The following is a 25,683-nucleotide window of genomic DNA, read 5'->3' as shown; positions in this document are numbered from 1 at the left end:
TCCTAAAAAATCTTTTGTAACTACTTAAAAATATTTAATCATATTCATAAAAGCCCTTCCCTGTCTTTCTTCCCAATCTACCAGCAGCTACATAAGATTTAAGTAAGGGACATGGTCTGTATTTTGGATCACCATAACCTTCTAACAATACGTTTAATATGGCAAGGACTGTATCAAGACCAATTAAGTCTGCCAATGCCAAAGGTCCCATTGGATGATTCATGCCAAGCTTCATGATGGTGTCAATACCCTCTCTCGTGGCCACGCCTTCATAAAGTTCCCATATGGCCTCATTTATCATAACCAGAAGTATTCTATTTGAAACAAAACCTGGAACATCCTTACACTCAACAGGAACCTTTCCCATTTTTTCAGCAACTTGTTTTATAGTTTCTGTTACTTCACGTGCTGTTTCTAAACCATTTATTATCTCTACCAACTTCATAACTGGCACAGGATTCATAAAGTGCATCCCAATTACCTTTTCAGGCCTCTTTGTACATGATGCTATTTGAGTAATTGGGAGAGAAGATGTATTTGATGCTAAAATTGCATGCTCTGGGGCAAGGTTATCCAATTCTGAAAATACCTTGGCCTTAATATCCATATTCTCAATAACTGCTTCAATAATAAGATCGCATTCTTTCGCAGGGTCAAGTTTGTCTGATAAGGTAATTCTGGATAAAATCTTCTCTTTCTCATCCTCGCTGATCTTTCCCTTAGACACATTTTTACTTAAGATTTTCTTTATATTATTTAACCCCTTTTCAGCCAGCTCCATGGTTATGTCATTTAATACAACATCGTATCCTGCCTGAGCAGCAACCTGAGCTATACCATTGCCCATTTGACCTGCACCAACTACCATTATTTTTTTTACTTCCATCATTTACCTCCCTTTAAACTTTAAAAATAATTTTTCACCACAACTATTCTTGCCCATCCAAAAGACCAATTGTCTTTTTATAATTTTTTTTGTTATTGCAACTCATTGTGCTATTCTGTGTTATATTAAAGATTCTTTTTCTGTCAATACAATTTTAAAATAGATTGACAATAAATAATACATATTAAAATATTGACTTTATTAAACATTAAACTATTAAACTAAAAAAGTCAGCTTATATAGTAGCCCTTTTTATTTATTTCCCTAATTTAGCAAGGGCCTCTTTTACTTCTTCAACAGATGCTTCTTCTTCTATTGTAGAAATATCACCAATATCTTCATTGCTCCATACTTTTTTAAGTACCCTTCTCATAATCTTACCACTCCTAGTCTTTGGGAGCATCTCCACAAATTCAATTCCTTTAAATACCACTATTGGACCAAGTGAATTTCTTACATGGGTGATAAGCTCTTTTTCCAACTCTTCTGAAGGTTCATATCCAGATTTAAGCACAACCAGTCCAAGACAGACTTGTCCCCTTAGCTCATCGGGTACGCCTACAACTGCAGCTTCACCAACAGCCGGATGATTAACAAGGGCACTTTCAACTTCAATTGTTCCTATTCTGTGATCTGAAATCTTTATAACCTCATCTGCACGACCAGAGAACCAAACATATCCGTCTTTGTCTAATGTTGCAGCATCACCACAATAATAGGAACCTGTGGTAGCCAGGGTATTTTCCCAATATTCCTCTTTATATTGTTCAGGATTTTCCCACAAAGTAGCAGTTAAACCAGGCCATGGTTTTTTGATTATTATTGTACCCTTTTCACCTGGCAAAAGGCTCCTGCCTGTAAGTTCATCCACCACATCTGGAACAATACCAGGAACAGGAAGTGTTGCAGATCCTGGTTTTATTGGAAATAGTTGAAGTCCATAAGGATTCGCAAAAAGTGGACCTGATGATTCTGTCTGCCACATGTGGTCAATTACAGGTATTCTATCTTTAAATACCTTTTTCTGGAGCCATTCCCAGACAGGAGGATTTAACACCTCTCCAGCACTAAACACCCTCTCTAAAGAAGAGAGGTCGTGTTTTTCAGCCTGTTCAATTCCTAACATCAAAAGGGCCCTTGCACCTGTTGGTGATATCCACCAACCAGTAGCCTTGTATTTTTCAATAATAGCCCACCACATATCTTTTTCAGGATAATTAGGAGTTCCCTCATAGAGGATGGATGTACATCCCCCCAGCAGTGGTTCATAGACATTATAACTATGTCCAACAATCCACCCTATATCTGAGGTACAGAACCACACGTCTTCAGGTTTTCTACCATATATCCACTGCCCCATACAATAAATATAGATTTGATACCCGCCGTGTCTTTGTACAGTTGGTTTTGGTTTTTTAGTTGTACCTGATGTTGGGAGGATAAAAAGGGGTTCATTGGCCTCAAGTTCTACATATCCACCATCCTGTCCTTCTCCAGCATCTAAAAACTCTTCCCAGGTAAGGTCTCTACCTTTCTCCATATTAACACTATATTCCCCAACTTTATAGCCACCTTTTGAGAATACAGCCACTGTTTTGATCTTATATTCAGCTATATCAAGACCTTTATCAAATATCTCTTTTAGAGGAACCTTCTTTCCTGCCCTAGATCCAATATCCTGAACAAGGGCTATTTTTGGTTTAGTTAAATCAATCCTGTCTGCAATTGCCTTTGAAGAAAAACCTGCAAAAACAGCTACATGTATAGCGCCAATCCTGGCACAGGCAAGCATAGCAGCTGCAGCATCTGCTGACATAGGCATATACAACATTACCCTGTCGCCCTTTTCTACGCCTACACCTCTCATAGCTGCTGCATATTTTTCTACCAATTGAAGAAGCTCCTTGTATGTGAGGACCCTATCTTCTCCACGCTCTCCACTAACTTCAATAAAGGCAGGCTTATCCCCATATCCTTTCAAAATCTTAAAATCTAAACAATTGTAACATATGTTCGTGGTTCCACCAACAAACCATCTGAATGTAGGATATTCCCAAACAAAAGTCTTTTCCCATGGTTTAAACCAGTGAATATTGTTCATAGACCACACAGCTGCCTCATTCCAGAACCCTTCAGGATCGTTCTTTGCGTATTCCCACATTTCCTTATAATCTCTCAAAAAAAGCTTGCTCATTTTCCCCCTCCTTAAAAATAAAAAAATCAAAAAAACTTACTACCTTAATTTGCTGGATTAAAATTCATGACCATGAAAGAATATACTACAGATAAAAATTAAGTCAAAGATAAATTTCTAATTTCACTTTTATTTCACTTTTTATAAGCGCAAGCGCATAAATTCTCATAATAAATCTTGACAAAAAAGCTTTTGGGTTTGTGTGGTTACCTTCCAAAAACTAATCAACTACCTAAAAAAAATATTATAGGTAGTTATACAATTATGTTTAGTTCAGGAAAAGATTAATGATATTAAGAGGAAGTATTCCTTATAATTATATATATTCTTTAAATAATTAAAGTATGTTGGGATTTGCTATTTTGACTGGCAAATTTACTTGCACTTAAAATTAACAACAAAAAAATTCAAGCAGGTCACTAAATTATTATCATTTTCTATGTCTTATCTCAGCAATTCTCGGTAGGTTTATGAATTACATCCATAAAATCAACCTAAAAGGGCCTCTGCGAACTTAACAGGGTCAAATGGTCTGAGATCTTCCATTTTTTCACCTAAGCCAACAAAGGTAATTGGAATATCAAATTCCACTGAAATGCCTAGAATAACTCCTCCTTTTGCAGTACCATCCAATTTAGTCAATATTATCTCATCAACTCCTACTCCCTCATTAAACATTTTTACTTGGGAAATGGCATTTTGACCTGTAGTGGCATCTAAGACTAAAATGGTCCTGTGTGGTGAGCCTGGATGCTGCTTATTTAACACCCTTTTAATCTTTTTTAGCTCTTCCATTAAATTCACTTTTGTGTGTAATCTACCTGCAGTATCCACAAATATCAAATCATATCCTTCTTTTCTCGCCTTATTTAGCGCCTCATATGCAACTGCAGCAGGGTCTGAACCAGATTCCTTTGCATAAAACCCTGTTCCAACCCTCTTTGACCAGATCTCAAGCTGTTCAATTGCAGCTGCTCTAAAGGTATCTGCAGCTGCAAGCAAGACCTTTTGTCCCTGCATCTGTGCCCTATGGGCCAATTTTGCAATAGTAGTGGTTTTTCCCACACCATTTACTCCAAGCATTAACACAACTTCAGGGGCAATTGGTTTTATCCTTTTTTTGGGCTTAGGAAGGATTTCAGCAAGTTGATTTTTAAATAATGTCTTAAATTCTTCGGGAGATTTTACATTATTTTCCCTCACCTTGACTCTTAATCTATCAACTAGTTTTATTGTAGTATTAAACCCAACATCTGCCATAATCAAAATTTCTTCTAACTCTTCCCAGAATTCATCGCCAAATTCAGAAGATTTTTGAAGAAGTATGTCTATCTTTCTTGTGAATTGCTCCTTTGTCTTGGCAAGGCCTTCAGATAGTTTTAAAAACAACCTGCTCTGCTCATCTTCCTCATCTTCTAAATCCAGAGCAAGAGCCAGACGATATTGGAGCTCAGACCTAAATTCAAAGATCGAGGAATACTCCATCTCATGTAACCAATTTTTAAACCTGTTTATAAAATCCTCAGCTTCATTAACGGGCACTTCTAAATTTTCAAATAAAAACATAAGCCTCTGCCACAAAAGATCATCTGCTTTTTCAACGTCTTTTAAAAGTATATTCAACCACACACTGAGTCGTGGTTCAGCCTGTTGTAAGGCTAATTTAAGTTCTTTCTCCCAATCTTTATCTTTATCCTTCTCTTGTTTTTTGACCTCCTTAAAGGTTGTTTCTTCTTTTTTTTCAACTAAGTCATCTTCAACTTCCTCAGTGTCAACAGGAACCTTTTTTTCTTCAGATATTTCTTTTATTTCTTCTTTGCCCTTTCCTTTCCAAATTTTTTTGATTTTAGAAAAAAAGCCCATATTATTATGTCTCCTTAAAAATTTTTATTTAGATCAATATCTTTCCCAGAAAATTTTTCCTCTATATTTTTTGTATTTTCTGAGTAAAATGTAAACTGCTCCTGCTCCCCCATGTTTTGGGATAGCAGAACAAAAGGCAAGTACTACCCTTTTTAAGGGGTCTCGTGTGATCCAACACTGCAAATTTTCTTTTAAAATGCTCTTTCCCAATGGGGAATTTTTGCCCCTGCCAGGAATAACTAATAAACATCTCTTTCCTTCTAAATAATTTTTTTTGACAAATGAAATAAGATTAAAATAGGCATCCTCACTGTTTAATCCATGGAGATCTAGATGAGACTCAGGACTAAAGGATCCTGCCTTTAATTTTCTAAAAATTCTGGGATCTAACCCTTTTACATTCCCCTGAATATATTCATCTGTAAATTCAAGTTCAAATTCAATATCTCCATTAAGAAATTTTTCCAGATATTTGTCTTTTGGTGAATTTTTTTTTCGTGGCTTAATACCAGATACCTGATGTTTTACAGCTACCACTTCCCTGCCACGCCCTCCACTCAGAGGACAAACCCCTTCCATTGCCCTGTAAAAAAGCTCCTCATCACTGTGTTTTTCTGTATCTACAGATTCAGATAAAACATTCCTTGGATTTGACCTTATTTTTTTTTCATTGTATTCTTTATTAATCTTATTAATCTTTAAGTGTTTGGAAATCTCTTTTAGATCTTTTACAATCATGTTCCTGGCTCCTATCTTGATTATCTTAAAAAACACAAAAATAATAACCTAAAAAACTTACCTTGTAAATTCTGAAAAATTTGATTAATATCACAAAAATTTTAATTAAGAAGAGAGAAATGGTCGTTATGAAAAAGGTGTTATTTATTTCCAACGACATGGAGTTATCTCGTACTGTGAGACAGTCTTTAGATAACATGGAAATTACAATAATTGTAGCCCAAAGCCATCTCCAGGGAATTACCATATTGGATAAGACCCATGTGGATGTAATCATCGCACCTATTTATGAAACCAATATGGGAGGGTTGGAATTTGTAAAATTTTTACGTAGTAAGGAAAACGATTATGTGGTTTCAAAAAAATATATTATCCTGTATGGAGACGAAGATGCAAGGGATGAAGTATTTAGTTCTAATTTAGCAGTTGATGACTTTTTGTTATATCCATTTTATGAACCAGAATTAATCTGGAGGACGAAACGAGGATTTTATCATATAACTCAAATTCAGAATCTTTTTCAAAAGTTATCAATTAACAATAATACAAACACCCTTACTCCTGAAGGTTTTTATGGAGTGTTAGAGAATGAAATAAACAGGATTTCCAGACACACCAAAAATTTCTCCCTATTACTTATCACTATAAATAACTTAGAGGATATCTTACTTAATTTTGGAAAAGACTGGCAGAGATGGATAGAAAAAAAATTTCTTCTGTACTTGAAAAATAATTTAAGAAACTATGATCGGATCAGCAAATTAGATAATAATTTAAGACGAATCAGCAAATTAGATAATAATATATATGTGGTTTTTATCCCAGATGCAAACTATGACTCACTTAAGGGTCTTGATAAAAGATTGAAAAGAGAATACAAATCATTCTTCTCAGAGCTAAAAAAAATGGGCATTACTCAAGATTTAAAAATAGTTCATAGAGGAATTTCAATAGAAATTGTTGGAGATATGATCAAGAAAGACGATATATTTGCATATGTAAAAGAGTGGTTAGCAAAAAAGAGGAATGAAGAACCTTTAAAAGATGAATTAATAAGGTGCACTTTTAGTAAATTTGGACCAGAAATTGGATATGCCTAAAAGGCAGAACTTTATATTATGAGAATTATCAGTGGAGAGTATAGGGGAAGGAAATTAAAGACTCCAAAAAAAGGCATTGAAGGATACAGACCTGCCACATATAAGGTCCGTCAGGCCATATTTTCTATGTTGGTTGCCAGAGGAATGGAATTTGAGGGTTCTAAGGTCTTGGATCTCTTTGCAGGAACAGGATCCCTTGGATTTGAATGTCTAAGCAGAGGCTCAAAGATTGTATATTTTGTTGAAAACAATCAAGATGCAATAAAGTATCTAAAAATAAATTTAGAGAATTTTAGAATTGAAAAAGATCGTTTTCGTGTAATTGCACAGGATGTACATAAATTTTTAAAAAGATATGCAACAGAAAAGTTTCACCTCTGCTTTATAGATCCCCCATACAAAAAAGGCATTGCCATACCTGTTATTAAAAAATTAATAAAAAATAACTGGATCGTAGAAAATGGCTTTATTGTATCTGAAGTAGAAAGAGATTTAGATATAAAGAAAGAAATTTTAGGGGCAAATTTAATTATAAATAGAGAATATGGACAAACGAGGATAGTGATATGGACAAAAACAACAAATCCATAGCTATTTATCCAGGCACCTTTGATCCCTTGACAAATGGTCATATTAGTATTGTTAGAAGGGCCTTAGACATCTTTGATACAGTGGTCTTAGCAATTGCTATAGACACTCCTAAGACCCCACTTTTTTCCTTAGAAGAGAGACTTGAAATGGCCAAGACAGTATTTGAGAACAAACCACGTGTAATCGTAGAATCATTTAGTGGCCTCTTAGTAGACTATGTAGAAAAAAAAGGAGCAAAAGTGATTTTAAGGGGACTTAGGGCAATTTCTGATTTTGAATACGAATTTCAAATGGCACTTATGAATAGACGATTAAAAAGGGATGTGCACACACTATTTATGATGACTGATTATAAATGGTTATACACCAGTTCATCAATTATAAAAGAAACAGTAAATGCAGGTGGTGATGTCCAGGGACTCGTGCCTGAACCTGTGTGGCTCAAATTAAAAGAAAAATTCAATCTATAAACAAAAAGCACATATTGTGACCTTTTTTGGCTTAATATAATTAATTATATGGATTTATGCAAAAATCATATGAAAATTTTGTGCATTGTTGGAGCCACTGGAACTGGAAAAAATGAATTTGGACTTGCTTTGGCAAAAAAATTTGGGGGTGAAATAGTAAACTTTGATTCAAGACAAATCTACAAGGGATTTCCCATTATAACTGCCCAGCCAGATGAACAAGAAAAAAAGCTCTGTAGACATCATCTCTATGGTTTTCTAGAACCAGTTAAAAAGCTTAGTGCTGGAGAATTTGCAGACTATGCAGATAAAAAAATAAAAGAGATATCTGATAGAGGGAATATCCCTATATTAATTGGGGGCACAGGACTATATTTAAAAGCCCTGTTATTTGGCCTTGCTCCTATCCCCCACATACCCCAAAACATCAGGGAACAAGTTATTAGGGAATATTTAAGAGATGGTGCTCTTGCCTCATATGAAAAATTAAAAAAAATAGATCCAGAATATTCTAAAAAAATTCATCCAATGGATAAACAGAGAATAACCAGGGCATTAGAAGTTTACAGATTTACAAAAAAAAATTTAACATGGTATCACAAAAACTATCCCAAAGATGAACCCAGGTATAACTATTTAAAGATAGGTATTTTTTATCCAAAGGAAGAGTTGATAGCCAGATTAGAATCTAGAATCAATAAAATGCTTGAAAAAGGAGGAGTTGAGGAAGTAGCAAAGGCATGGGAAAAAAATCCAGATGTCAATGCTCCTGTGTGGACATCAATTGGTTGTAGAGAACTTTTAGACTATATCCAAGGAAAGTGTTCCCTTGAAGAGGCAAAATATAAATGGTTAAAAAACACCAAAAAATATGCTAAACGTCAAATGACCTGGTTTAAAAAAGAAAATGATATCAACTGGTATGAATATAAAGAACTGGATAAAGCCATTTATGAAATAGAGAGCTTTTTAAATGAATAAGATATTTATCTTTTTTACCTTTTTGCTAGTTTTCGTAGAATTATCAATCGGTCTATGTGGTGGTAAGAGTGACTGGATAGAAACATGGGGAGATAATTCTCTATGGATCAACTGGACTAACTATACATTATATACAGAACTAAATGGAACATCCAGTGAACTAGATCCCGATTATATTAATTCAAAAAGACAAAAAATCTATTTAATGAATAAACTCTATAATGCTACTCTAAATCTTGAACTTAAAAAAGGAATGCAATTAAGAAAAATATTAAATAAAAATGGAAATAAGTTATTGTGGGAATTGATAAACGCTTCTTCAAATAGTTATATGATAAAAACTTCACCAAATTCCTACAGGTTGATTATGGGCCTAAAACTTTTAGGACCATTAATAAAGCAAGCATTACCAATATCATTGATATTAAAAGAACCTGATGTATTTTTTATAAAAAAACAAGATTATATCAAAGGATATACAGGAGTTGTAATAGAAGTATCTACAAATCAATTTAAACCTTCTTTATTCATTTATATTTATTCAAAAAATGGTGAGCTTCTCTTTAGTCCAAAAGTAATGGACTACGATATCTTAATAAACAAAGGCATGGCCCTTTATTTAATTGAATTAAATAATCAAGTAAATCACAGAGTAGGCTCACATCCACTTTTCCTCCATGCTGATTCTATTTACAATGAGGATGAACATTCACTGGTATTGGATGAAAATAGTGATTTCTATCTAAAACTTGATGCTGTGATTCAATTACTAAAAAAAGGAAGACTAGTAATTTTAAAAAAGCGATATTCTCAATTTATTCAGGATGAAGTCAATGAATTTAGTATTGAAAATTAAAATTTTTACAGTTGTGTTTATATTATTTACATGTTCAATTTTAGTTGGGCAATCTATAAGAATAGAAGAACAAAATTGTACATCTTCACAATTTAATTTAAATGCAACCATGCGAAACAAAATATTGACTAAAGCATTAGTAATCGCAGCCACAAAAATACTACCATATGAACTTGATCAGCAGAAAATTGATATTTTGAAGCAATTATTTGAGAATTCATCCATGAAATATATCTTAAGTTATAAAGAACATGAGGAAAAAAATCAAAATTCAACATCATTAATATTAAATGTTAATGTTGATATTATATCTTTAAAAAACAAACTGAAAAATCTTGGATTGTATTTTAATCCCAAAAAAGTACTTGTTCATCTGGAAACTGAGGATTTACAACAACCTGATCTTGAATTTTTAGATAGTTTATTACAACTTTCAGGGGTCTCTGTTCACAATAATTCCTCTGAAATAAAGTTGTATATAAAAAAAATAAAAGACACATTATATACAGGTACTTTATCGTATAAGGATCATTATTGGGCAGCAACAAAGAACAGTTTAGGAGACTTATTGGAGGCTTTGTGGAGCAATTACTTTAATCTGCCAGAGATAAAAAATAAATTTTTTTCAAAAATAGTTTTGTCAGCAGGTCCATGGGTGACGCTTACAGGATTTAAAATCTTTAAAAAGAGATTAAAGGCAAAAAAAGAGCTTCTTGAAAGGGTTCAATTGATCTCAATAACCTTTCTCCCTCAGGGCATTTTTGGAAAATGGGAGATAGTTACAATAAAACCGAAGCTTGTTACAACATTTTTGAATAATTATCTAGGGGAAAGGGGGATGGAATTTAACATGCAGGTTCTCCCACCCCAATAAACGGTTTAATTACAATTATTAGTCACTAGCTCCATTATCTTCCTTGGATTGATTGGATATTTTCTTTTTTGTAGTGCTTATATCGATTTCATCTGGCTCAGTAGCTGCCTTTTTAAAATTTTTTATGGCCTTACCAAGGCCAGCGCCAATTTCTGGTAATTTATTGGCTCCAAAGATCACCAATGCGATTAATAAAAGAACTAAAAGTTCAGTCATGCCAATACCAAACATAAAGGAACCTCCTCTTAAATTTTGCATTTGCTTTTAATGAAAAATGAAGATAATACTATTTTCTTCATGTGGCAAGTTAAGTTTTTAAAGCAAAACAATTAAGAGTAGAAACAATGAAAAAAATATTTTTTCCAACACTCCATATTGAACTCATGGATCCAAAAATTTTAAAACATGTTACTTTAATTGATCCAGGAATACCTCATATAAAATCTCCAGAATCCTCCTTTTATTATAAACCAAAAGAATTTCCCTTAAATACCAAGGAGGCAAACCAATACCTCAGGGATTTTTTGACCTATGGAGATTTTTTTGAGAATCCCAAAGAAATCAAACACCACTTTATAATGCAACTATTTAATATAGATACAGAAAAGCCAAGCGCATTAAAAGGTCTAATAAAAAAAGACAAAAAAAATGCTCAAGAGACAGATTATTATTTAGTAGCCCAATTAACCCTCCTCCTTCTATGGACTATGGAAGAAAAAATGTTAGAACTTCAGAAAATTGATTCTGAGATTGAAGAAAATTTGCAAAAATTAAAAGAAACAATTGGAGATAGTTTAGTCATAGATAATGTTAAAGCCAAATCAAAAAGATCTCATCTTCTCTCGCAGATAAGTACTTTACTACCCTACGAAAAATTACTACCTTGGTTTTTTTTAATAATGGATAAAGAGGAGATTTTAATTACTAATGTGCAAGATCTATATGAGATGTGGGTCGATTTTGGTATAAAATTCTCATTAGTTGAGGATAATAAAGATATATATCAAGCAAATGATTATGGTTATTGTTTTATATTCAAAAAAAAGCCCCATGAAAAATTTACTTGGTTAAATAAAAAGTATAAAGTTGAATTTATAAAAGGATAGTTAGATTATGAAATTAGATTACAAGACCTTTTTTTTAAATAAAAAAGGAGTTATTTTTGATTGTGACGGAGTCATAATAAATTCAAAAGACGCCAATATAAAGTTTTATAACCTTATTTTAAAAGAACTTGGTCTTCCAGAAATGGACAAAAATCAAGAAGACTATGTCCATTCCCATACAGTATATGAATCAATAAAATACATTGTTCCCGAACAATTATTGCCAGAAGCACTGGAAATAGGGAAAAAAATTTCATACATAGCTGTTATAGATCTAATTAAATTAGAAGAAGGACTTATAGATTTTTTGATAATATTAAAAAAAATGAAAAAAAAATGTGCTATTAATACAAATAGAACAAATACTATGCCCATTATATTGGAAAATTTTCATTTGAAACCTTTTTTTGATCCAGTAGTTACAGCAGATACAGTAAAAAATCCAAAGCCCCATCCAGAAAGTATATTTTATATTTTAAAAAAGTGGAATTTAGATCCCCGTGAAGTAGTCTTTATCGGGGATTCCAGAGTAGATGAAAAGACAGCTAGAAGTGTACCTATTGAATTTATATCATATAAAAACGATAAATTAGATTCTATTGCAAATATTTATAATTACAAAGAAGTGGTTGAGTCTTTAAAATAAAACTATTTTAGGAGGTCAATATGTTCATTATTGCCAATCTTCTTAAAGCCCTTGCCTTTGTTGTAAATAGTGTGCTATCAATTTATTTTTGGATAGTGATTATTTCTGCCCTTCTTAGTTGGGTGAGACCTGATCCTTATAATCCAATAGTTAGGTTTATCTATTCTATTACAGAACCTGTTTTTTACAGGGTGAGAAAATGGATACCTTTTGTGTATATAAGTGGATTTGATTTATCTCCAATTGTTGTGTTGCTGGCAATTGAGTTTTTAAAAATCTTTCTTGTTCAAACACTATATCAATTGGCCATGTATCTGGCATAAATTTTTAACAATTTACTAAGGGAATTGCCAGATGGATTTTTTAAATAAAATTGATAAAGTCACTTATACACTGGCAATATGGGTTCAACCCGGAGCAAAGAAGAACTCTATTGAAGGGATCTATCAAAATTGTCTCAAAGTTAAAATCTCTGCCCCACCTGTTGATAATAAGGCAAATAAGCAACTTATTGAATTTTTTGCGAAAATTTTCAAGACAAAAAAAAGCCATATACAAATAGTTGGTGGACAAAAAAACAGGAAAAAGTTATTAAGGATTAGACTAGAAAAAGAAATAGACCCCACTGCAGTATTAAAAGAAATTTTGAATAAAAATAGGAGGCACTGAAAGATGGAACAGTATGAGTTGGAACTTATTGCCAAATATGGTGAAAAGGACGAAGAACTCAAAAAACTATGGCAGCAACATCTAGAATATGAAAAACAGGTAGAAAAACTTGAAAGTAAGCCATATCTTACCCCTCAAGACGATTTAGAATTAAAAAAAATAAAAAAACTTAAGCTAGCTGGTAAGACAAAGATCCAGGCAATACTTGAAAAATACAAGAAAATGGAAGAGGAGGGACAAAAATAATGAAAATGAAAGGGGCGCAAATACTCCTTGAATGTTTAAAACAAGAAGGTGTTGAGGTTATATTTGGATTTCCAGGTGGTGCAGTAATTGATATTTACCATGAACTGCCAAACTATCCTATTAAACATTTTTTAGTTAGGCATGAACAGGCTGCTGTGCACGCTGCAGATGGATATGCCAGGGCAACAGGTAAGGTGGGAGTGGTCTTGGTTACATCAGGGCCAGGCGCAACTAATACAGTAACTGGAATAGCCACGGCTTACATGGATTCTATCCCCATTGTTGTGTTTACTGGACAGGTTCCTAGATTGTTGATTGGTAATGATGCCTTCCAGGAAGTTGATATTGTTGGAATCACAAGGCCCTGTACCAAACACAATTATCTTGTAAAAGACCCAGAAAAATTGCCCCAAATAATAAAAGAAGCATTTTATATAGCAAGGTCAGGAAGACCAGGACCTGTTTTAGTTGACTTGCCAAAGGACATAATGGCTTTAGAAATTGAAGTTAACTATCCAAAAAGTGTCTCCTTAAGGAGCTATAATCCCCATTATGAGCCAAATCTAAAGCAAGTAAAAAAGGCAGTGGATTTGATCTTAAAAGCCAGAAGACCCCTTATTTTCGCTGGTGGTGGGGTTATTGCATCCTCAGCAAACAAAGAACTTACATGGCTTGCAAGAACATTGCAAATTCCAGTGACATCAAGTTTAATGGGACTTGGTGCCTTCCCAGGAAATGATCCTCTCTGGCTTGGAATGCTGGGTATGCATGGTACTTATGTGGCCAATATGGCTGTCAATCATGCAGATGTAATTATTGCAGCTGGGGTCAGGTTTGATGATAGAGTTACTGGAAGATTGGACACTTTTGCACCATCTGCAAAGATAATACATATAGATATTGACCCTACATCCATTAGGAAAAATGTAAGAGTGGATATACCAATAGTAGCTGATTGCAAAGAAGCATTACGCGCATTAAAACAAGAAATCTCAAAGCGCATTAAAGAGAAAGAGTTTTCAGATCAATACCAGTCATGGAGGGATAAATTAAATGCATGGAATGAGTCACATCCCCTTACTTATAATAAATCTGAGGAAGTGATAAAACCCCAATTTGTGATTGAAACTCTATATGAACTGACTGGTGGAGACGCAATTATCACAACAGAGGTTGGACAAAATCAGATGTGGGCAGCACAACACTTTAAATATTTAAGGCCAAGGACATTACTCACTTCAGGTGGTTTAGGCACAATGGGTTATGGTTTTCCTGCTGCAATTGGAGCCCAGGTTGCCTATCCAGATAAAACTGTTATTGATATTGCAGGAGATGGATCAATACAAATGAATATCCAGGAACTTGCAACTGCAGTGTGGTACAATCTCCCAGTAAAGATAATTATACTAAATAATTCCTATCTTGGAATGGTTAGACAGTGGCAGGAACTATTTTACAATAGAAATTACAGTGCTACCCATCTAGAATACAATCCTGATTTTGTAAAATTGGCACAGGCATATGGTGCTGAAGGTTTCAGGGCAACCAAACCCTCAGAAGTAAAGGACGTATTGAAAGAGGCCTTAAAATCTAAAAAGACATGTGTTGTGGACATGGTAATAGAAAAAGAAGAAAATGTATATCCAATGGTACCTGCTGGAGCATCTTTATCTGAAATGTTACTTGTTTAACCTGAATCTCTAATTATTCCAAACTTACTTCATTTATGTAATGCAATTATTTACAAATATTCATGAAGGAGTTTTACTATGAAACACACCCTTTCAGTGTTAGTAGAAGACGAGCCAGGAGTACTTTCACGGGTTGCAGGACTCTTTAGTGGAAGAGGTTTTAATATTATTTCATTGAATGTAGCCCCTACCTTAGAGAAAAATACCTCTCTTATGACAATAGTTACAGAAGGAGATGAACAAATAATAGAACAAATTATAAAACAACTTAGAAAATTAATTACTGTAATTAAAGTCGTTGACATGAATACAGTGAAGACTGTAGAACGAGAAATGATACTTATTAAAGTAAATGCCCAGGATTCAGCCAGAGCAGAAATTTTGAGGATTGTGGATATTTTTAGATGTAAAGTAGTTGATGTGAGCCCATCGGAAATAACCATTGAGGCTACCGGAAATAGTGAAAAACTCTCTGCACTTATAAACTTATTACAGAAATTTGGTATCAAAGAAGTAGCTAGAACAGGGATAGTTGCAATGAAGAGAAGTATGCAACTACCATAATTTTTTAATTTTTGCAGGAGGTAGTGAAAGATGCAGGTTTATTATGACAAGGATGGAGATTTAAAAATTCTCTCTAACAAGCAAATCGCTATAATTGGTTATGGTTCCCAGGGACATGCCCATGCCCTTAATCTAAGGGATTCTGGACTAAATGTAATTGTTGCCCAGAGACCAGGTGGTCCAAATTTTGACCTTGCAAAAAAGCATGGCTTTGAGCCTCTGAGTGTTAAAGAAGCTGCTGAAAAAGCTGATATCATTCAGATCCTCATTCCTGATCAACACCAACCAAAAGTTTATCTTGAAGACATAAAGCCTTACCTCAAAAAGGGAAAGGTCCTAGGATTCAGCCATGGATTTAATATTCATTTTAATCAAATTGAACCACCAGAAGATGTAGATGTGATAATGGTTGCTCCAAAAGGCCCAGGACATCTGGTTAGAAGAGAATATGAAAAAGGATTTGGCGTACCTTCTCTTGCTGCTGTTTATCAAGATGCTTCAGGTAGTGCGTGGGATATTGCCCTTGCTTATGCCAAAGGAATTGGTGCCACCAGAGCAGGAGTAATTAAGACTACATTTAAAGAAGAAACAGAAACCGACCTATTTGGTGAACAGGCTGTTCTTTGTGGTGGAGTTAGCCAGCTTATCAGGTCAGGATTTGAAACCCTTGTTGAGGCTGGTTATCAACCTGAGGTTGCTTACTTTGAATGCCTTCATGAGATGAAACTCATTGTAGACCTTTTATATGAAGGTGGATTTAAACTCATGCACTATTCTATCAGTGATACAGCAGAATATGGAGATTATGTGAGCGGTCCAAGGGTGGTAGATGAAAAGGTAAAAGAAAACATGAGACAGATTTTAGAAGAAATTCAGGACGGTAGTTTTGCGAAAAAATGGATATTAGAAAATCAGGCTGGACAGGTATCATTTAAGGCTCTGAGAAAAAAATACCATTCACATTTAATAGAAGAGGTAGGAGACAGATTAAGGGAGATGATGCCCTGGTTAAAAGAGAAAAAATAGTAAAAAATTAAAGAGGGCCAAAAGTAACCACAACCAGCGGTCCTCTTTAATTAACTAAAAAATACCCAAGTTGATAAACTTGGGTTAATCTTTTATAATGTCAATAACCATTCCTTAAGTGAAAAACATTTTTTTCAATACCTAATGTTAAGATTATGCAAGATAATTCAATATTTACATCAAGTTCTATTCAAAAACAAGTACCATCTGATGCATCTTTTGAGGAAATAAAATCTTTTATAAAGAAAGGCGAATATCAAAGGGCCATTGAAAAAATAAACAGTCTCTTTAATGATAGTATTTTAGACTTTAATTATATTAAATTGATGATTTTTTGTCTTGAAAAGACAGGAAATTTTGATAAATTAGTCAATTTTTTGACAAACATACTTGTTGAAAAAGATAGGTTTGAAAAAAAACAAATAGCCTTTATTTATTTTAAACTTGGCACCACATTATATAAATTAAACAAAATTACTCAAGCAAGGGAATATTTTTGGAAGCTAAAAAAACTATATCCTTCCTTCCCTGGGGTAGAAGAAAAATTGGAAGAAATCGAAAGAAGAAGAATACGTTCAAAAAACAGATATGAATTACTCATAGAACAAGGTTATATAACAGAAGAACAATTAAAAGAAGCAAAAGAGATAGCTTTAAAAGAAAACAAAGAAATAGATGAAATATTGATAGAAAGATTCAATGTTCCAAAAAAAAAATTAGGAGAATCATTGAGTAGTTTTTATGACGTACCTTTTGTTGAATTTGATCCCAAGGTTTTACCTCCCTACTCAATTTTTGAAAAAAGGAAACTGGAACCTCATTTTCTAAAACAGTATGAGTGGGTCCCTTATAAAGAAGTGGGGAACACAATACAGGTTTTAATGACCAATCCATTTGACCTTGGAAGACTGGATGAGATCAAATTTATTCTGGGCACAAATCAAATAGAACCTCTAGTATCCATAAAAAGTGACATAGAAAAATTTATAGACCATTTTTTTAAAGCACTGACTGCAGAAAACGAACTCTTAGAATTTGACGAAGAAGTTGAAGAAGATTTGCAAAAGGATTTTGATGAACTTGAAGAAGAAATAACCGAACAAGACAGTGAAATTGTTAGGCTGGTAAATGCTATTTTAGTTGAAGCCTGGAGGAAAAACGCATCAGATATCCACATTGAGCCCAATACTATTTCAAAATATTGTCTAATAAGGATGAGGATTGATGGTACTTGTCATGAATTTAAAAAATTAAGACTTCATTATGCGAGACCTATTGTATCAAGGATAAAGATAATGGCGCGACTGGACATTGCTGAGAGACGTCTCCCTCAGGATGGTAAATTAAAAATCAAATTGCCCAACATGAATAAAATAGTGGAGTATCGTGTGGCAACATTACCTACTATTGATAACCAGGAGGATGTGGTTTTAAGGGTCCTTGCTTCTGGAAAGCCAATCCCTATTGATAAACTTGGACTTCTCCCCCATAATCTGGAAATATTCAAAGAAAATATAACTCAACCCTATGGAATGATCCTTGTGGTTGGTCCAACAGGATCAGGTAAGACCACAACACTACATTCGGCCCTTGGGTATATAAACAAACCAGACAAAAAGATCTGGACTGCAGAAGATCCAGTTGAAATCACTCAAGAGGGACTTAGACAGGTACAGATAAATCCCAAAATAGGCCTTACTTTTGCGTCGGCCCTAAGGGCTTTTTTAAGGGCAGACCCTGATGTTATTATGATTGGAGAAATGAGGGATAAAGAGACTGCTCATATTGGAATTGAAGCTTCCTTAACAGGACATCTCGTATTTTCCACCCTTCACACAAATTCAGCTCCTGAAACAATTACTAGATTACTGGATATGGAACTGGATCCTTTTAATTTTTCAGACTCTTTGCTATGCATATTAGCTCAAAGGTTAATAAAAACCCTATGTAATGAATGTAAGGAACCATATGAGCCATCAGATAAAGAAATTGAGGAGTTACGAAAAGACTTTGGTGAAAACGCATGGGACAGATGGGTAAAGGATGATAAAATAGTCTTATATAAGGCCAAAGGATGTCCAAATTGTATGGGAGGATATAAAGGAAGAATGGGGATACATGAACTTCTAAAAAATTCTGATGCAATTAGAACCTTGATAAAACAAAGAGCTCCTACTGAAGAGATAAAAAAAGTTGCCATATCTGAAGGAATGTTAACCTTAAAACAAGATGGCTTACTAAAAGTTTTACAGGGTTATACAGATATCCATCAAGTGAGGGCAGTTGCTGGAAAAGATTAATTTTTTAAAATAAATATTGGTTAACCAATATGTATATTTATAAGGAAAAACTAAGAGATTTATACCTGGGGGAACTTACTCCGTCCAGATTAATGGAGCAGCTCAAATTTTGTCCACTAATCTTTAATTTCTTAAAATCAAAGGAGATTGCCCTGGGAAAAATTAGGCCTATTATTACTTATACTATTTGCCTCTCTATTTGGATATTTAGACAAACAACCCCTAAAAAAAGAGAAATACCCGAGGGATTTTTTGAGTCATTGTGGAAAAAATTCACACAAAATAAAAATGTTGCAAAATCCCCTGGAAATGTTATAGAAGAGTTAGAGCCTGATTTGTGGAACTTCTTTTTAGGCATATTGGAAAAAGAGGTCCAAAGGGAAAAAAATGTAACAAAAACAGAAATAGGAACAGGTGCTTTAGTATTTGCTATAGTAATAATGGGACTCCTTTACTCCTTTGGAAATGAGAATACAATAAAAAAATTAACCAATTTGATTAAGGGAAAATGAAAAACACAAATTTACTAAAAGTACCGTTAAAAAGAGATATTTCAGGTATTACCTGCCAGTTGGTAAGTAAAAAAGTCTCAACATCAACCACTTTAAATATCTGTTTCTTGAGTTACAGAAGCAATCCATTTTGTGGGGGACAGGGGGTTTATGTAAAATACTTAACCAAGGCCTTACGAGAATTAGGTCACCGTGTGGATGTAATTAGCGGAGAACCATATCCCAAGCTGTTTCAGGGGGTTAGGCTTATCCCCCTTCCTGGTATGAATTTGTATGGTTATGAAAAGATCTGGAGTGCAATAAAAGAGAGAAAAATAAAAAATTTAATCGATCTGTATGAAGTTTTTTCTTATTATAGTGGAGGATTTCCTGAACCCCTTGCATTTAGCTTGAGGGCTGCCAATCTTTTATTAAAAAAAATGAAAACCAAATACCATATTATCCATGATAACCAATGTCTCAGTTATGGACTCCTGCCAATAAAAAAGAAATTCCCTTTAGTTGCCACAATACATCACCCTATAACCAGGGATCTAAGATTTGCCCTGGGCCATGAAAAAAATTTTTTTATGAAGATACTCATAAAAAGATGGCATAGTTTTTTATCCATGCAAATGAGAATGGCAAGGAGAATTTCCCACATCGTTACAGTATCAGAAAGCGCAAAAAAGGATATTCACCGGGATTTTAAAATAGATCTGGAAAAAATTTACGTTGTGTATAATGGGGTAGATTTTGAAAGATTTAGACCTCTGCCACATATTAAAAAAGAGCCTTTTCTGATCATCACCACTGCCAGTGCGGATGTTCCATTAAAAGGGCTTAATTATTTAATTGAGGCTATTTCCATTGTAAAAAAGGCAATTCCACAGACAAAATTAACTGTAATTGGCAAATTCAAAAAAGGTGGTTTAACAGAAAAAATTATAAGGGACCATTGCCTTGAAAATAGAATAAAGTTCATCTCAGGATTAGATGAAGTTCAATTGGTAGAAGAATATGCGAGAGCCTCCTTGGTAGTAGCTCCATCTCTGTATGAAGGTTTTGGATTCCCTGCAGCCGAGGCTATGGCCTGTGGAAAACCAATTATTTCCACAACTGGTGGAGCCCTAAAGGAAATCGTTGGGGATGCTGGAATCTTAGTTCCTCCAGCAGATTCAAAGGCCATTGCCAGGGCCATTATATATGCATTTAATAATCCACAAAAAATGGAAGTTCTGGGGAAAAAGGCCAGAAAAAGGATAATTGAAAACTTTAATTGGAATCAGGCTGCCAAAAAAACCGTAGAAGTGTATCAGGAGGCCCTATCAACTTATGTTAACAGTTGATTTTTCAAAGCTAAGTATAAAGGCAGGGTTCAAGATCCTTGACCTTGGATGTGGGGAAGGAAGACACCTTCATAACCTATATCTCAAAGACTCAGTGACTGCTATGGGTCTGGATCTTGATTTTGAATCCTTAAAAAAGACCAATGAAACGTGCAAAAAATATTTCCCCATGGGAAATAACAAAGATAAAAACTGGCTACTTATACAGGGCAGATGCGAAATATTACCTTTTAAACCGAACATATTCAACATAGTAATCTGTAGTGAGGTTTTAGAGCATATAGAGAACTATCACAGGGTGATAAAAGAGATCTGGGATGTCTTGACCCCTAATGGTTATCTAGTTGTCTCGGTTCCAAGATACTTACCTGAGAGAATTTGTTGGGCCTTGTGTGATGAGTACAAATATGAAAAGGGTGGGCATATTCGAATTTTTAAGGTTGCTCCCTTGGTAATAGAAATTGAAAGGCTTGGGTTTAAACTATTTAAAAAACATTATGCCCATGGTCTGCATTCTCCATATTGGTGGTTAAAATGCCTGAATTGGAAAAAAAGAGATACCTGGTTTCCAATTAAGCTGTACCATAAATTGCTGGTCCTAGATATAGTAAAAGAACCTAAATTTACCAGGTTTTTGGATAAATTGCTTACTCCTTTAATTGGTAAAAGTGTTGTTCTTTATTTTAAAAAGGTGGAGAAAAAGTGTTAAAAAATTCATTACCTTTTAAATTAACATCTAAAAGAGATTTAAATGAGACTGCAAAGTATATAGCTAGAAATCAATATCCTTCAGGAGCGATTCCCTGGTTTAGAAAAACCATATTAGACCCCTGGGATCACATAGAAGCAGCAATGGGTCTATCAGTTGCTGGCCTTGTGGAACAAGCAAAAAAGGCTTTTATCTGGATGGCAAAGATGCAGGAGCCAGATGGCGGACATTGGCCAGCATATGAGGATACTATTCCAGTAGATAAGAGCAGAAAAGAATCCCACCATGCCCCCTATCTGGCTACAGGATTGTATCACTATTTTTTAATTACTAGAGATAGAAAATTTTTATCCACAATGTGGGAACATGTAGAAGCAGCCATAGAATTTGCCTTGAATCTCCAGGGCCCTGATGGAGAAGTATACTGGGCAATATTACCTGAAAATAAAATCTATAAAGATTCTTTAATTACAGGTTGCTCATCAATATATAAGAGTATTGAATGTGCTATTTTAATAGCCAGAGAAATTGGCATAACAAAACCTAGATGGATAGAAGCCAGGGAAGAACTTAAAATAGCCCTGACACAAAAAAATCATCTATTTGACAGGACCTGGCCTTCAAAAAAGCGTTTTTCTATGGACTGGTTTTATCCTGTAATGTGTGGAGTGATTAGAGGTAGTCAAGCAAAAAAAAGAATAAATGAAAAATGGCCTATATTTGTGGAACAAGGCCTTGGATGTAGATGCGTAAGCGATGAACCCTGGATCACTGTTGCTGAATCGTGCGAACTTGTAATAGCCCTTTTAGGAGCAAGGATGAATTCTAGAGCAATAAAGCTATTTAATTGGTTACACAAAAATAGAGATAAAGATGGAGCCTATTGGACCGGTTATCAAAAAGAATTAAAAATATTTTGGCCCAAAGAAAAACCTACTTGGACTGCTGGCGTGCTCCTTCTAGCAGCAGATGCACTTCTAAAACTCACCCCTGCATCAAATCTATTTTTAGAGGATTGGCTTATCCTAAAGCCACTATTAAAAAGAAACTGGTTCTTTAAAAAGTGGAATAAGCAAAAAGGTATAAATATTTAAATTTTTATTCTTCTCAGAATCCCAAGTGTATTTACAAGTTTATATTTTTCAAAAAGCCCTGACGCAAGGGCCATTTCATATACACGCCTAGGTGCATCTCCTCCCTGTGAGGGGTCAAAAAACACGTCATGTATCCCTAAAAAACCCCCAGGAATTATATGGGGTGCCCAGGATATATAATCTCTTTTGGCAGACTCAAAACTGTGACTTCCGTCTATAAAGACAAAGGATAATGGAGTTGCCCATTTTCTTGCCACTATATGAGATTTAGCAACTATTGGAACAACATAATCTAACAATAAGGCCCTTTCTATATTCTTTTCAAATTCATTAAAGGTATTTATTCTACCCAACCTCTCATCATACAGATCTGGGTCAAAATATTCTTCACCAACTTGATGTTCCTCTGAGCCCCTATGGTGATCAATGGAAAAAAGTATGCCTCCACTTTCTCTAACACCAACACCTATGCAAATTGTAGATAAACCACAATAACTGCCAACTTCCAGACATGGCCCCATTTTTGCCGAGGTTAGTCCTATTTCATATAAGGTATCCATTTCATCTTCCGCTAAAAAACCTTTGACTTCTGATAAAAAAGGAATTTTTTCTTTTATTTTTGTCATAACTGCCCTCTTTCACAACAATTAAGAATTTTATAACATTTAAAATACTATAAGGGAGATAAAAATCAAAACAACGCTAAAGTTAATTTTTCTAAATAGCAATAAAGTTCCTTAAAAAGACCCCCATCTCTAGGAAATTGTCCTGTTAATTTTAAAAGCAAATTGTGAATCTTTGATGAGCCAAATTTATCTGGCGGTCGTTGAGGATTTTTTAGAAAAAATTGTCTCTGCAAAATTATATATTCTTCAAAAGACTGAATAAATTTATTGAATTGGGCCAAAAAGTCTTTTTTTGTTCCTCTCCAAAATTCTTTGGCGCTCTCTGTTGGTGGAAATTCCAATAATAAGGAACACATACACAAAAGGCTATTTAAACAAAGGCCTATAACTCCCCTTCTCCATCCAATGAGCCACTTCTTTCTCCAGCACACAAGAAAATTTTCCTGGGCCTTGTCTATAAGCTCTAAAAGAGAATTTTTAACATAGATTAGGTCTTTATCTCCCCATTTTATTTTAGGATCTTTTAAATCAAGTTCCTTAATTTCTCTATATTCAATTTGATCTTGAAGAAAATCAGATAAAATATAGACAAAGAACCTATTGGCAAATTCAGACGCAGGGGTCTCAAGGTGGGGATAACTTAAAAGAAATCTTCCCTTAAAATAATCCCCTATAAGAATACATGGTTCAGATACAAGTAATTCAAAATTTAGATTTATGCCATATACCTCTTCTACATAGGAGAGGTCCATTTTTTCTAAAATATTATAGGGAATATCTGCAATCCACAAATCCTCTGCAGGAGCCTTGTATCTTGCCAAGACTTTCACATTGTTAGAAGGAATCCAATCAAATTGGGATGGCCACCATACTGGCATCTGCCCTTTGTGCTCTATATAGGAATCATCTAAAAATTGATCTGGATCTAAATCAACCCATACATGTCCACTAAAGTTTGGCACCCGCAAAGACATATCCTTTCTACCAAAGGGACATAATCCAAGGTTCAACTCCCCATGGTTTAGAGCCAGACCTGCTCCTCCACAAATACCAATATAAATCCCGCCTGTTTTCACATATTCCCTTAAGATTTGAATCCCTCTATTTTTTAATGTCCTGGCCTTTTGTGATGCAAATCCCCCTGGAACTATTAATACTTTTATATCCTTTAATTTATCAAATTTGGTGTTATCAATGACCTCAAACTCAATTTCTAATTCCCTAAAAAAATGAAGAACCAACCCACCCCACATGTGTGAATCAGGAAAATAGAGACCAATCATGAACTTAATTTTCCTTCAGATTTTAGGGCATGGATTGCTGCATCTAAATCATAAAGTTTCAAAGGATTCATGCCCCCACCCTTATACATCTCTGATGCTAGTCTTGCTGCTTCATAGGTAATCCACCCATGTTCCTCATAAAGTTTCGGGTCATCATCATTGTGTAGTCTGAATTCAATAACTCCATCTACCTCCCTTACATACATCTTTACCCTTTTATTTAAGGGCACAGGATAATAAAAAACACCTCTACTATCCTTCACTTTTTCTCCCCTCATGATTTTTTGTGTTCCTCGGCCATGTCTTTATTATGGTATGTATTAGGGTAAGCAAGGGTATGGCAAAAAATACTCCCCAAAGCCCCCAAAGACCTCCAAATATAATTACCCCTAACATTATTGCCACTGGATGTAAGTTGACAAATCCTGACATAAGTAGGGGCACTAATATATTTCCATCTAAAAATTGAATAATTGAGTATCCTAAAATTGAGATAACCAATCCTTTAGAGAATCCCCATTGGAAATATGCCACCAATGCAACTGGAACTGTCATAACTATGGCCCCAACAAAAGGGATTAGAACCGAGAGTCCTATAAATAAGCTCAGCAATAATGCAAATTCTAAGTGAATAAAAATAAAAAACAAATAAGTTACAAGCCACACAATAACTATTTCCCATATCTTGCCTTGCAAAAATTTAGCAATCTTTGAATTTACTTCTGTCCACACCTTGGAGGTAAATTCTATATTTTCTGGTAATAGATCTCTTAAATAAGATAATATGGCATTTTTATCTTTTAGCAAAAAAAATGTAATTAAAGGAACTAATACAAGATAAATTAAAAAATTCACAATGCCCATAATGGATGAAATAGAATAAGACAAAGCATTTTTTCCCAAACTTCTTATTTGATCTACCATAAAACTGAGCAATGTATCTAATTGTATTTTGGATATTATATTTGGATATCTTTGTAACAGGTCTTTTATATGACTCTTCCAGGTAATTATCATTGCTGGTAAATCCTGTAAAAACTGTGAAAACTGTTTTATAGCAAGTGGGATTATCCACAAAAATAAAACAATCAATGAAGTCATAAACAAAATAAATACTAGAATTACCGCAAAAGTTCTTGGTATTTTTAACTTCTCAAGAGGTTTAATAATGCCCTCTAATATATATGCTAAAATTATACTGGTAAATACAGGCACTAAATATTTACCCAAAAAATATATTGATATGGAAATTACAAAAACTATTAGTAAAAATATTGAAACTTGAGGATCATTAAGATACTCTTTAATTCTTTCCTTTAACCACATAAAA

General features: G+C 34.2%; 28 protein-coding genes. 19 read left to right on the top strand and 9 right to left on the bottom strand.

The window, feature by feature from the left end; all coding sequences use genetic code 11:
- Window positions 1–34 precede the first annotated feature (34 nt).
- The 4 genes from ACYQ1E_RS10255 to ACYQ1E_RS10240 all read right to left on the bottom strand — a co-directional run bounded on the left by ACYQ1E_RS10255 (window position 35) and on the right by ACYQ1E_RS10240 (window position 5,681).
- Window positions 35–886, bottom strand: coding sequence for a 3-hydroxyacyl-CoA dehydrogenase family protein (locus ACYQ1E_RS10255; RefSeq protein ID WP_459878933.1), 852 nt, complete (start codon window positions 884–886; stop codon window positions 35–37).
- A 256-nt stretch (window positions 887–1,142) separates the two neighbouring features.
- Complete coding sequence (locus ACYQ1E_RS10250) at window positions 1,143–3,080, bottom strand: acetate--CoA ligase (RefSeq protein ID WP_459878931.1); 1,938 nt, start codon at window positions 3,078–3,080, stop codon at window positions 1,143–1,145.
- Between the two features lie 489 nt (window positions 3,081–3,569).
- Window positions 3,570–4,943, bottom strand: a complete 1,374-nt coding sequence (gene ftsY, locus ACYQ1E_RS10245) for a signal recognition particle-docking protein FtsY (RefSeq protein WP_459878929.1) — start codon at window positions 4,941–4,943, stop codon at window positions 3,570–3,572.
- Window positions 4,944–4,976: 33 nt separating this feature from the next.
- Window positions 4,977–5,681, bottom strand: coding sequence for a Smr/MutS family protein (locus ACYQ1E_RS10240; protein ID WP_459878927.1), 705 nt, complete (start codon window positions 5,679–5,681; stop codon window positions 4,977–4,979).
- 128 nt (window positions 5,682–5,809) lie between these two features.
- Between ACYQ1E_RS10240 and ACYQ1E_RS10235 the strand changes: the two genes are divergently transcribed.
- The 6 genes from ACYQ1E_RS10235 (at window position 5,810) to ACYQ1E_RS10210 (ending at window position 10,553) form a co-directional block, all read left to right on the top strand.
- Window positions 5,810–6,781, top strand: coding sequence for a response regulator (locus ACYQ1E_RS10235; RefSeq protein ID WP_459878925.1), 972 nt, complete (start codon window positions 5,810–5,812; stop codon window positions 6,779–6,781).
- An 18-nt stretch (window positions 6,782–6,799) separates the two neighbouring features.
- A complete protein-coding gene (gene rsmD / locus ACYQ1E_RS10230; protein WP_459878923.1) occupies window positions 6,800–7,372 on the top strand; it encodes a 16S rRNA (guanine(966)-N(2))-methyltransferase RsmD in 573 nt (190 codons plus the stop codon).
- Window positions 7,348–7,842, top strand: coding sequence for a pantetheine-phosphate adenylyltransferase (gene coaD / locus ACYQ1E_RS10225; protein WP_459878921.1), 495 nt, complete (start codon window positions 7,348–7,350; stop codon window positions 7,840–7,842). Before rsmD ends, coaD begins: the two co-directional genes overlap by 25 nt.
- Window positions 7,843–7,911: 69 nt before the next feature.
- Window positions 7,912–8,823, top strand: a complete 912-nt coding sequence (gene miaA, locus ACYQ1E_RS10220; protein WP_459878919.1) for a tRNA (adenosine(37)-N6)-dimethylallyltransferase MiaA — start codon at window positions 7,912–7,914, stop codon at window positions 8,821–8,823.
- Complete coding sequence (locus ACYQ1E_RS10215; protein ID WP_459878917.1) at window positions 8,816–9,679, top strand: hypothetical protein; 864 nt, start codon at window positions 8,816–8,818, stop codon at window positions 9,677–9,679. Before miaA ends, ACYQ1E_RS10215 begins: the two co-directional genes overlap by 8 nt.
- Window positions 9,657–10,553: a hypothetical protein gene (locus ACYQ1E_RS10210; RefSeq protein WP_459878915.1), complete on the top strand. Its 897-nt coding sequence runs from the start codon at window positions 9,657–9,659 to the stop codon at window positions 10,551–10,553. The genes ACYQ1E_RS10215 and ACYQ1E_RS10210 overlap by 23 nt, the downstream gene beginning before the upstream one ends.
- 18 nt (window positions 10,554–10,571) lie before the next feature.
- Here ACYQ1E_RS10210 and ACYQ1E_RS10205 read toward each other — a convergent pair whose 3' ends face one another.
- Window positions 10,572–10,784: a twin-arginine translocase TatA/TatE family subunit gene (locus ACYQ1E_RS10205; protein WP_459878913.1), complete on the bottom strand. Its 213-nt coding sequence runs from the start codon at window positions 10,782–10,784 to the stop codon at window positions 10,572–10,574.
- Window positions 10,785–10,897: 113 nt separating this feature from the next.
- Between ACYQ1E_RS10205 and ACYQ1E_RS10200 the strand changes: the two genes are divergently transcribed.
- The 13 genes from ACYQ1E_RS10200 to ACYQ1E_RS10140 all read left to right on the top strand — a co-directional run bounded on the left by ACYQ1E_RS10200 (window position 10,898) and on the right by ACYQ1E_RS10140 (window position 22,444).
- Window positions 10,898–11,659 (top strand): hypothetical protein, encoded by a 762-nt coding sequence (locus ACYQ1E_RS10200; RefSeq protein ID WP_459878911.1) that lies wholly within the window; start codon window positions 10,898–10,900, stop codon window positions 11,657–11,659.
- 7 nt (window positions 11,660–11,666) lie between these two features.
- Window positions 11,667–12,305, top strand: a complete 639-nt coding sequence (locus tag ACYQ1E_RS10195) for an HAD family hydrolase (RefSeq protein ID WP_459878909.1) — start codon at window positions 11,667–11,669, stop codon at window positions 12,303–12,305.
- A 20-nt stretch (window positions 12,306–12,325) separates the two neighbouring features.
- Window positions 12,326–12,628 (top strand): YggT family protein, encoded by a 303-nt coding sequence (locus tag ACYQ1E_RS10190; protein ID WP_459878907.1) that lies wholly within the window; start codon window positions 12,326–12,328, stop codon window positions 12,626–12,628.
- 31 nt (window positions 12,629–12,659) lie between these two features.
- Window positions 12,660–12,974, top strand: coding sequence for a DUF167 domain-containing protein (locus tag ACYQ1E_RS10185; RefSeq protein ID WP_459878905.1), 315 nt, complete (start codon window positions 12,660–12,662; stop codon window positions 12,972–12,974).
- A 3-nt stretch (window positions 12,975–12,977) separates the two neighbouring features.
- Window positions 12,978–13,220 carry a DUF465 domain-containing protein gene (locus ACYQ1E_RS10180; protein WP_459878903.1) on the top strand — a complete coding sequence of 81 codons (243 nt, stop codon included), beginning with the start codon at window positions 12,978–12,980 and terminating at the stop codon, window positions 13,218–13,220.
- A complete protein-coding gene (gene ilvB / locus ACYQ1E_RS10175) occupies window positions 13,220–14,911 on the top strand; it encodes a biosynthetic-type acetolactate synthase large subunit (protein ID WP_459878902.1) in 1,692 nt (563 codons plus the stop codon). Before ACYQ1E_RS10180 ends, ilvB begins: the two co-directional genes overlap by 1 nt.
- Before the next feature lie 78 nt (window positions 14,912–14,989).
- On the top strand, window positions 14,990–15,475 hold the full coding sequence (gene ilvN, locus ACYQ1E_RS10170) for an acetolactate synthase small subunit (RefSeq protein WP_459878900.1): 486 nt from the start codon (window positions 14,990–14,992) through the stop codon (window positions 15,473–15,475).
- Window positions 15,476–15,505: 30 nt separating this feature from the next.
- Window positions 15,506–16,501 (top strand): ketol-acid reductoisomerase, encoded by a 996-nt coding sequence (gene ilvC, locus ACYQ1E_RS10165; RefSeq protein ID WP_459878898.1) that lies wholly within the window; start codon window positions 15,506–15,508, stop codon window positions 16,499–16,501.
- A gap of 155 nt (window positions 16,502–16,656) precedes the next feature.
- A complete protein-coding gene (locus ACYQ1E_RS10160; protein ID WP_459878896.1) occupies window positions 16,657–18,801 on the top strand; it encodes an ATPase, T2SS/T4P/T4SS family in 2,145 nt (714 codons plus the stop codon).
- Window positions 18,802–18,830: 29 nt separating this feature from the next.
- The gene (locus ACYQ1E_RS10155) at window positions 18,831–19,313 is read left to right on the top strand and encodes a hypothetical protein (protein ID WP_459878894.1); all 483 of its coding nucleotides are present in this window, start codon (window positions 18,831–18,833) and stop codon (window positions 19,311–19,313) included.
- Entirely contained in the window at window positions 19,310–20,641 is a 1,332-nt protein-coding gene (locus ACYQ1E_RS10150; protein WP_459878892.1) for a glycosyltransferase family 4 protein, read from the top strand. Before ACYQ1E_RS10155 ends, ACYQ1E_RS10150 begins: the two co-directional genes overlap by 4 nt.
- Entirely contained in the window at window positions 20,628–21,350 is a 723-nt protein-coding gene (locus ACYQ1E_RS10145) for a class I SAM-dependent methyltransferase (RefSeq protein ID WP_459878890.1), read from the top strand. The genes ACYQ1E_RS10150 and ACYQ1E_RS10145 overlap by 14 nt, the downstream gene beginning before the upstream one ends.
- A complete protein-coding gene (locus tag ACYQ1E_RS10140; RefSeq protein ID WP_459878888.1) occupies window positions 21,344–22,444 on the top strand; it encodes a glucosidase family protein in 1,101 nt (366 codons plus the stop codon). The genes ACYQ1E_RS10145 and ACYQ1E_RS10140 overlap by 7 nt, the downstream gene beginning before the upstream one ends.
- On the opposite strand, the gene ACYQ1E_RS10135 is transcribed toward ACYQ1E_RS10140, so the two are convergent.
- The 4 genes from ACYQ1E_RS10135 to ACYQ1E_RS10120 all read right to left on the bottom strand — a co-directional run bounded on the left by ACYQ1E_RS10135 (window position 22,441) and on the right by ACYQ1E_RS10120 (window position 25,679).
- Window positions 22,441–23,070: a class I SAM-dependent methyltransferase gene (locus tag ACYQ1E_RS10135; RefSeq protein WP_459878886.1), complete on the bottom strand. Its 630-nt coding sequence runs from the start codon at window positions 23,068–23,070 to the stop codon at window positions 22,441–22,443. The two genes, ACYQ1E_RS10140 and ACYQ1E_RS10135, sit on opposite strands and share 4 nt — an antisense overlap.
- Window positions 23,071–23,135: 65 nt before the next feature.
- Complete coding sequence (locus tag ACYQ1E_RS10130) at window positions 23,136–24,353, bottom strand: BPL-N domain-containing protein (RefSeq protein ID WP_459878884.1); 1,218 nt, start codon at window positions 24,351–24,353, stop codon at window positions 23,136–23,138.
- Entirely contained in the window at window positions 24,350–24,616 is a 267-nt protein-coding gene (locus ACYQ1E_RS10125; RefSeq protein WP_459878882.1) for a hypothetical protein, read from the bottom strand. Before ACYQ1E_RS10125 ends, ACYQ1E_RS10130 begins: the two co-directional genes overlap by 4 nt.
- A complete protein-coding gene (locus ACYQ1E_RS10120; protein ID WP_459878880.1) occupies window positions 24,606–25,679 on the bottom strand; it encodes an AI-2E family transporter in 1,074 nt (357 codons plus the stop codon). The genes ACYQ1E_RS10125 and ACYQ1E_RS10120 overlap by 11 nt, the downstream gene beginning before the upstream one ends.
- Between the last annotated feature and the right edge of the window lie 4 nt (window positions 25,680–25,683).

It is taken from the genome of Desulfothermus naphthae (genome assembly GCF_054657475.1).
Note: the sequence above shows the minus strand (reverse complement) of the source record. Positions and strands in the feature narration are given on the sequence as shown.

Excerpts from the sequence above, each read along its gene's own strand:
- ACYQ1E_RS10255 (WP_459878933.1), bottom strand. The coding sequence starts at position 886 with ATGGAAGTAAAAAAAATAATGGTAGTTGGTGCAGGTCAAATGGGCAAT.
- ACYQ1E_RS10250 (WP_459878931.1), bottom strand. The coding sequence starts at position 3,080 with ATGAGCAAGCTTTTTTTGAGAGATTATAAGGAAATGTGGGAATACGCA.
- ftsY (WP_459878929.1), bottom strand. The coding sequence starts at position 4,943 with ATGGGCTTTTTTTCTAAAATCAAAAAAATTTGGAAAGGAAAGGGCAAA.
- ACYQ1E_RS10240 (WP_459878927.1), bottom strand. The coding sequence starts at position 5,681 with ATGATTGTAAAAGATCTAAAAGAGATTTCCAAACACTTAAAGATTAAT.
- ACYQ1E_RS10235 (WP_459878925.1), top strand. The coding sequence starts at position 5,810 with ATGAAAAAGGTGTTATTTATTTCCAACGACATGGAGTTATCTCGTACT.
- rsmD (WP_459878923.1), top strand. The coding sequence starts at position 6,800 with ATGAGAATTATCAGTGGAGAGTATAGGGGAAGGAAATTAAAGACTCCA.
- coaD (WP_459878921.1), top strand. The coding sequence starts at position 7,348 with ATGGACAAAAACAACAAATCCATAGCTATTTATCCAGGCACCTTTGAT.
- miaA (WP_459878919.1), top strand. The coding sequence starts at position 7,912 with ATGAAAATTTTGTGCATTGTTGGAGCCACTGGAACTGGAAAAAATGAA.
- ACYQ1E_RS10215 (WP_459878917.1), top strand. The coding sequence starts at position 8,816 with ATGAATAAGATATTTATCTTTTTTACCTTTTTGCTAGTTTTCGTAGAA.
- ACYQ1E_RS10210 (WP_459878915.1), top strand. The coding sequence starts at position 9,657 with ATGAATTTAGTATTGAAAATTAAAATTTTTACAGTTGTGTTTATATTA.
- ACYQ1E_RS10205 (WP_459878913.1), bottom strand. The coding sequence starts at position 10,784 with ATGTTTGGTATTGGCATGACTGAACTTTTAGTTCTTTTATTAATCGCA.
- ACYQ1E_RS10200 (WP_459878911.1), top strand. The coding sequence starts at position 10,898 with ATGAAAAAAATATTTTTTCCAACACTCCATATTGAACTCATGGATCCA.
- ACYQ1E_RS10195 (WP_459878909.1), top strand. The coding sequence starts at position 11,667 with ATGAAATTAGATTACAAGACCTTTTTTTTAAATAAAAAAGGAGTTATT.
- ACYQ1E_RS10190 (WP_459878907.1), top strand. The coding sequence starts at position 12,326 with ATGTTCATTATTGCCAATCTTCTTAAAGCCCTTGCCTTTGTTGTAAAT.
- ACYQ1E_RS10185 (WP_459878905.1), top strand. The coding sequence starts at position 12,660 with ATGGATTTTTTAAATAAAATTGATAAAGTCACTTATACACTGGCAATA.
- ACYQ1E_RS10180 (WP_459878903.1), top strand. The coding sequence starts at position 12,978 with ATGGAACAGTATGAGTTGGAACTTATTGCCAAATATGGTGAAAAGGAC.
- ilvB (WP_459878902.1), top strand. The coding sequence starts at position 13,220 with ATGAAAATGAAAGGGGCGCAAATACTCCTTGAATGTTTAAAACAAGAA.
- ilvN (WP_459878900.1), top strand. The coding sequence starts at position 14,990 with ATGAAACACACCCTTTCAGTGTTAGTAGAAGACGAGCCAGGAGTACTT.
- ilvC (WP_459878898.1), top strand. The coding sequence starts at position 15,506 with ATGCAGGTTTATTATGACAAGGATGGAGATTTAAAAATTCTCTCTAAC.
- ACYQ1E_RS10160 (WP_459878896.1), top strand. The coding sequence starts at position 16,657 with ATGCAAGATAATTCAATATTTACATCAAGTTCTATTCAAAAACAAGTA.
- ACYQ1E_RS10155 (WP_459878894.1), top strand. The coding sequence starts at position 18,831 with ATGTATATTTATAAGGAAAAACTAAGAGATTTATACCTGGGGGAACTT.
- ACYQ1E_RS10150 (WP_459878892.1), top strand. The coding sequence starts at position 19,310 with ATGAAAAACACAAATTTACTAAAAGTACCGTTAAAAAGAGATATTTCA.
- ACYQ1E_RS10145 (WP_459878890.1), top strand. The coding sequence starts at position 20,628 with ATGTTAACAGTTGATTTTTCAAAGCTAAGTATAAAGGCAGGGTTCAAG.
- ACYQ1E_RS10135 (WP_459878886.1), bottom strand. The coding sequence starts at position 23,070 with ATGACAAAAATAAAAGAAAAAATTCCTTTTTTATCAGAAGTCAAAGGT.
- ACYQ1E_RS10130 (WP_459878884.1), bottom strand. The coding sequence starts at position 24,353 with ATGATTGGTCTCTATTTTCCTGATTCACACATGTGGGGTGGGTTGGTT.
- ACYQ1E_RS10120 (WP_459878880.1), bottom strand. The coding sequence starts at position 25,679 with ATGTGGTTAAAGGAAAGAATTAAAGAGTATCTTAATGATCCTCAAGTT.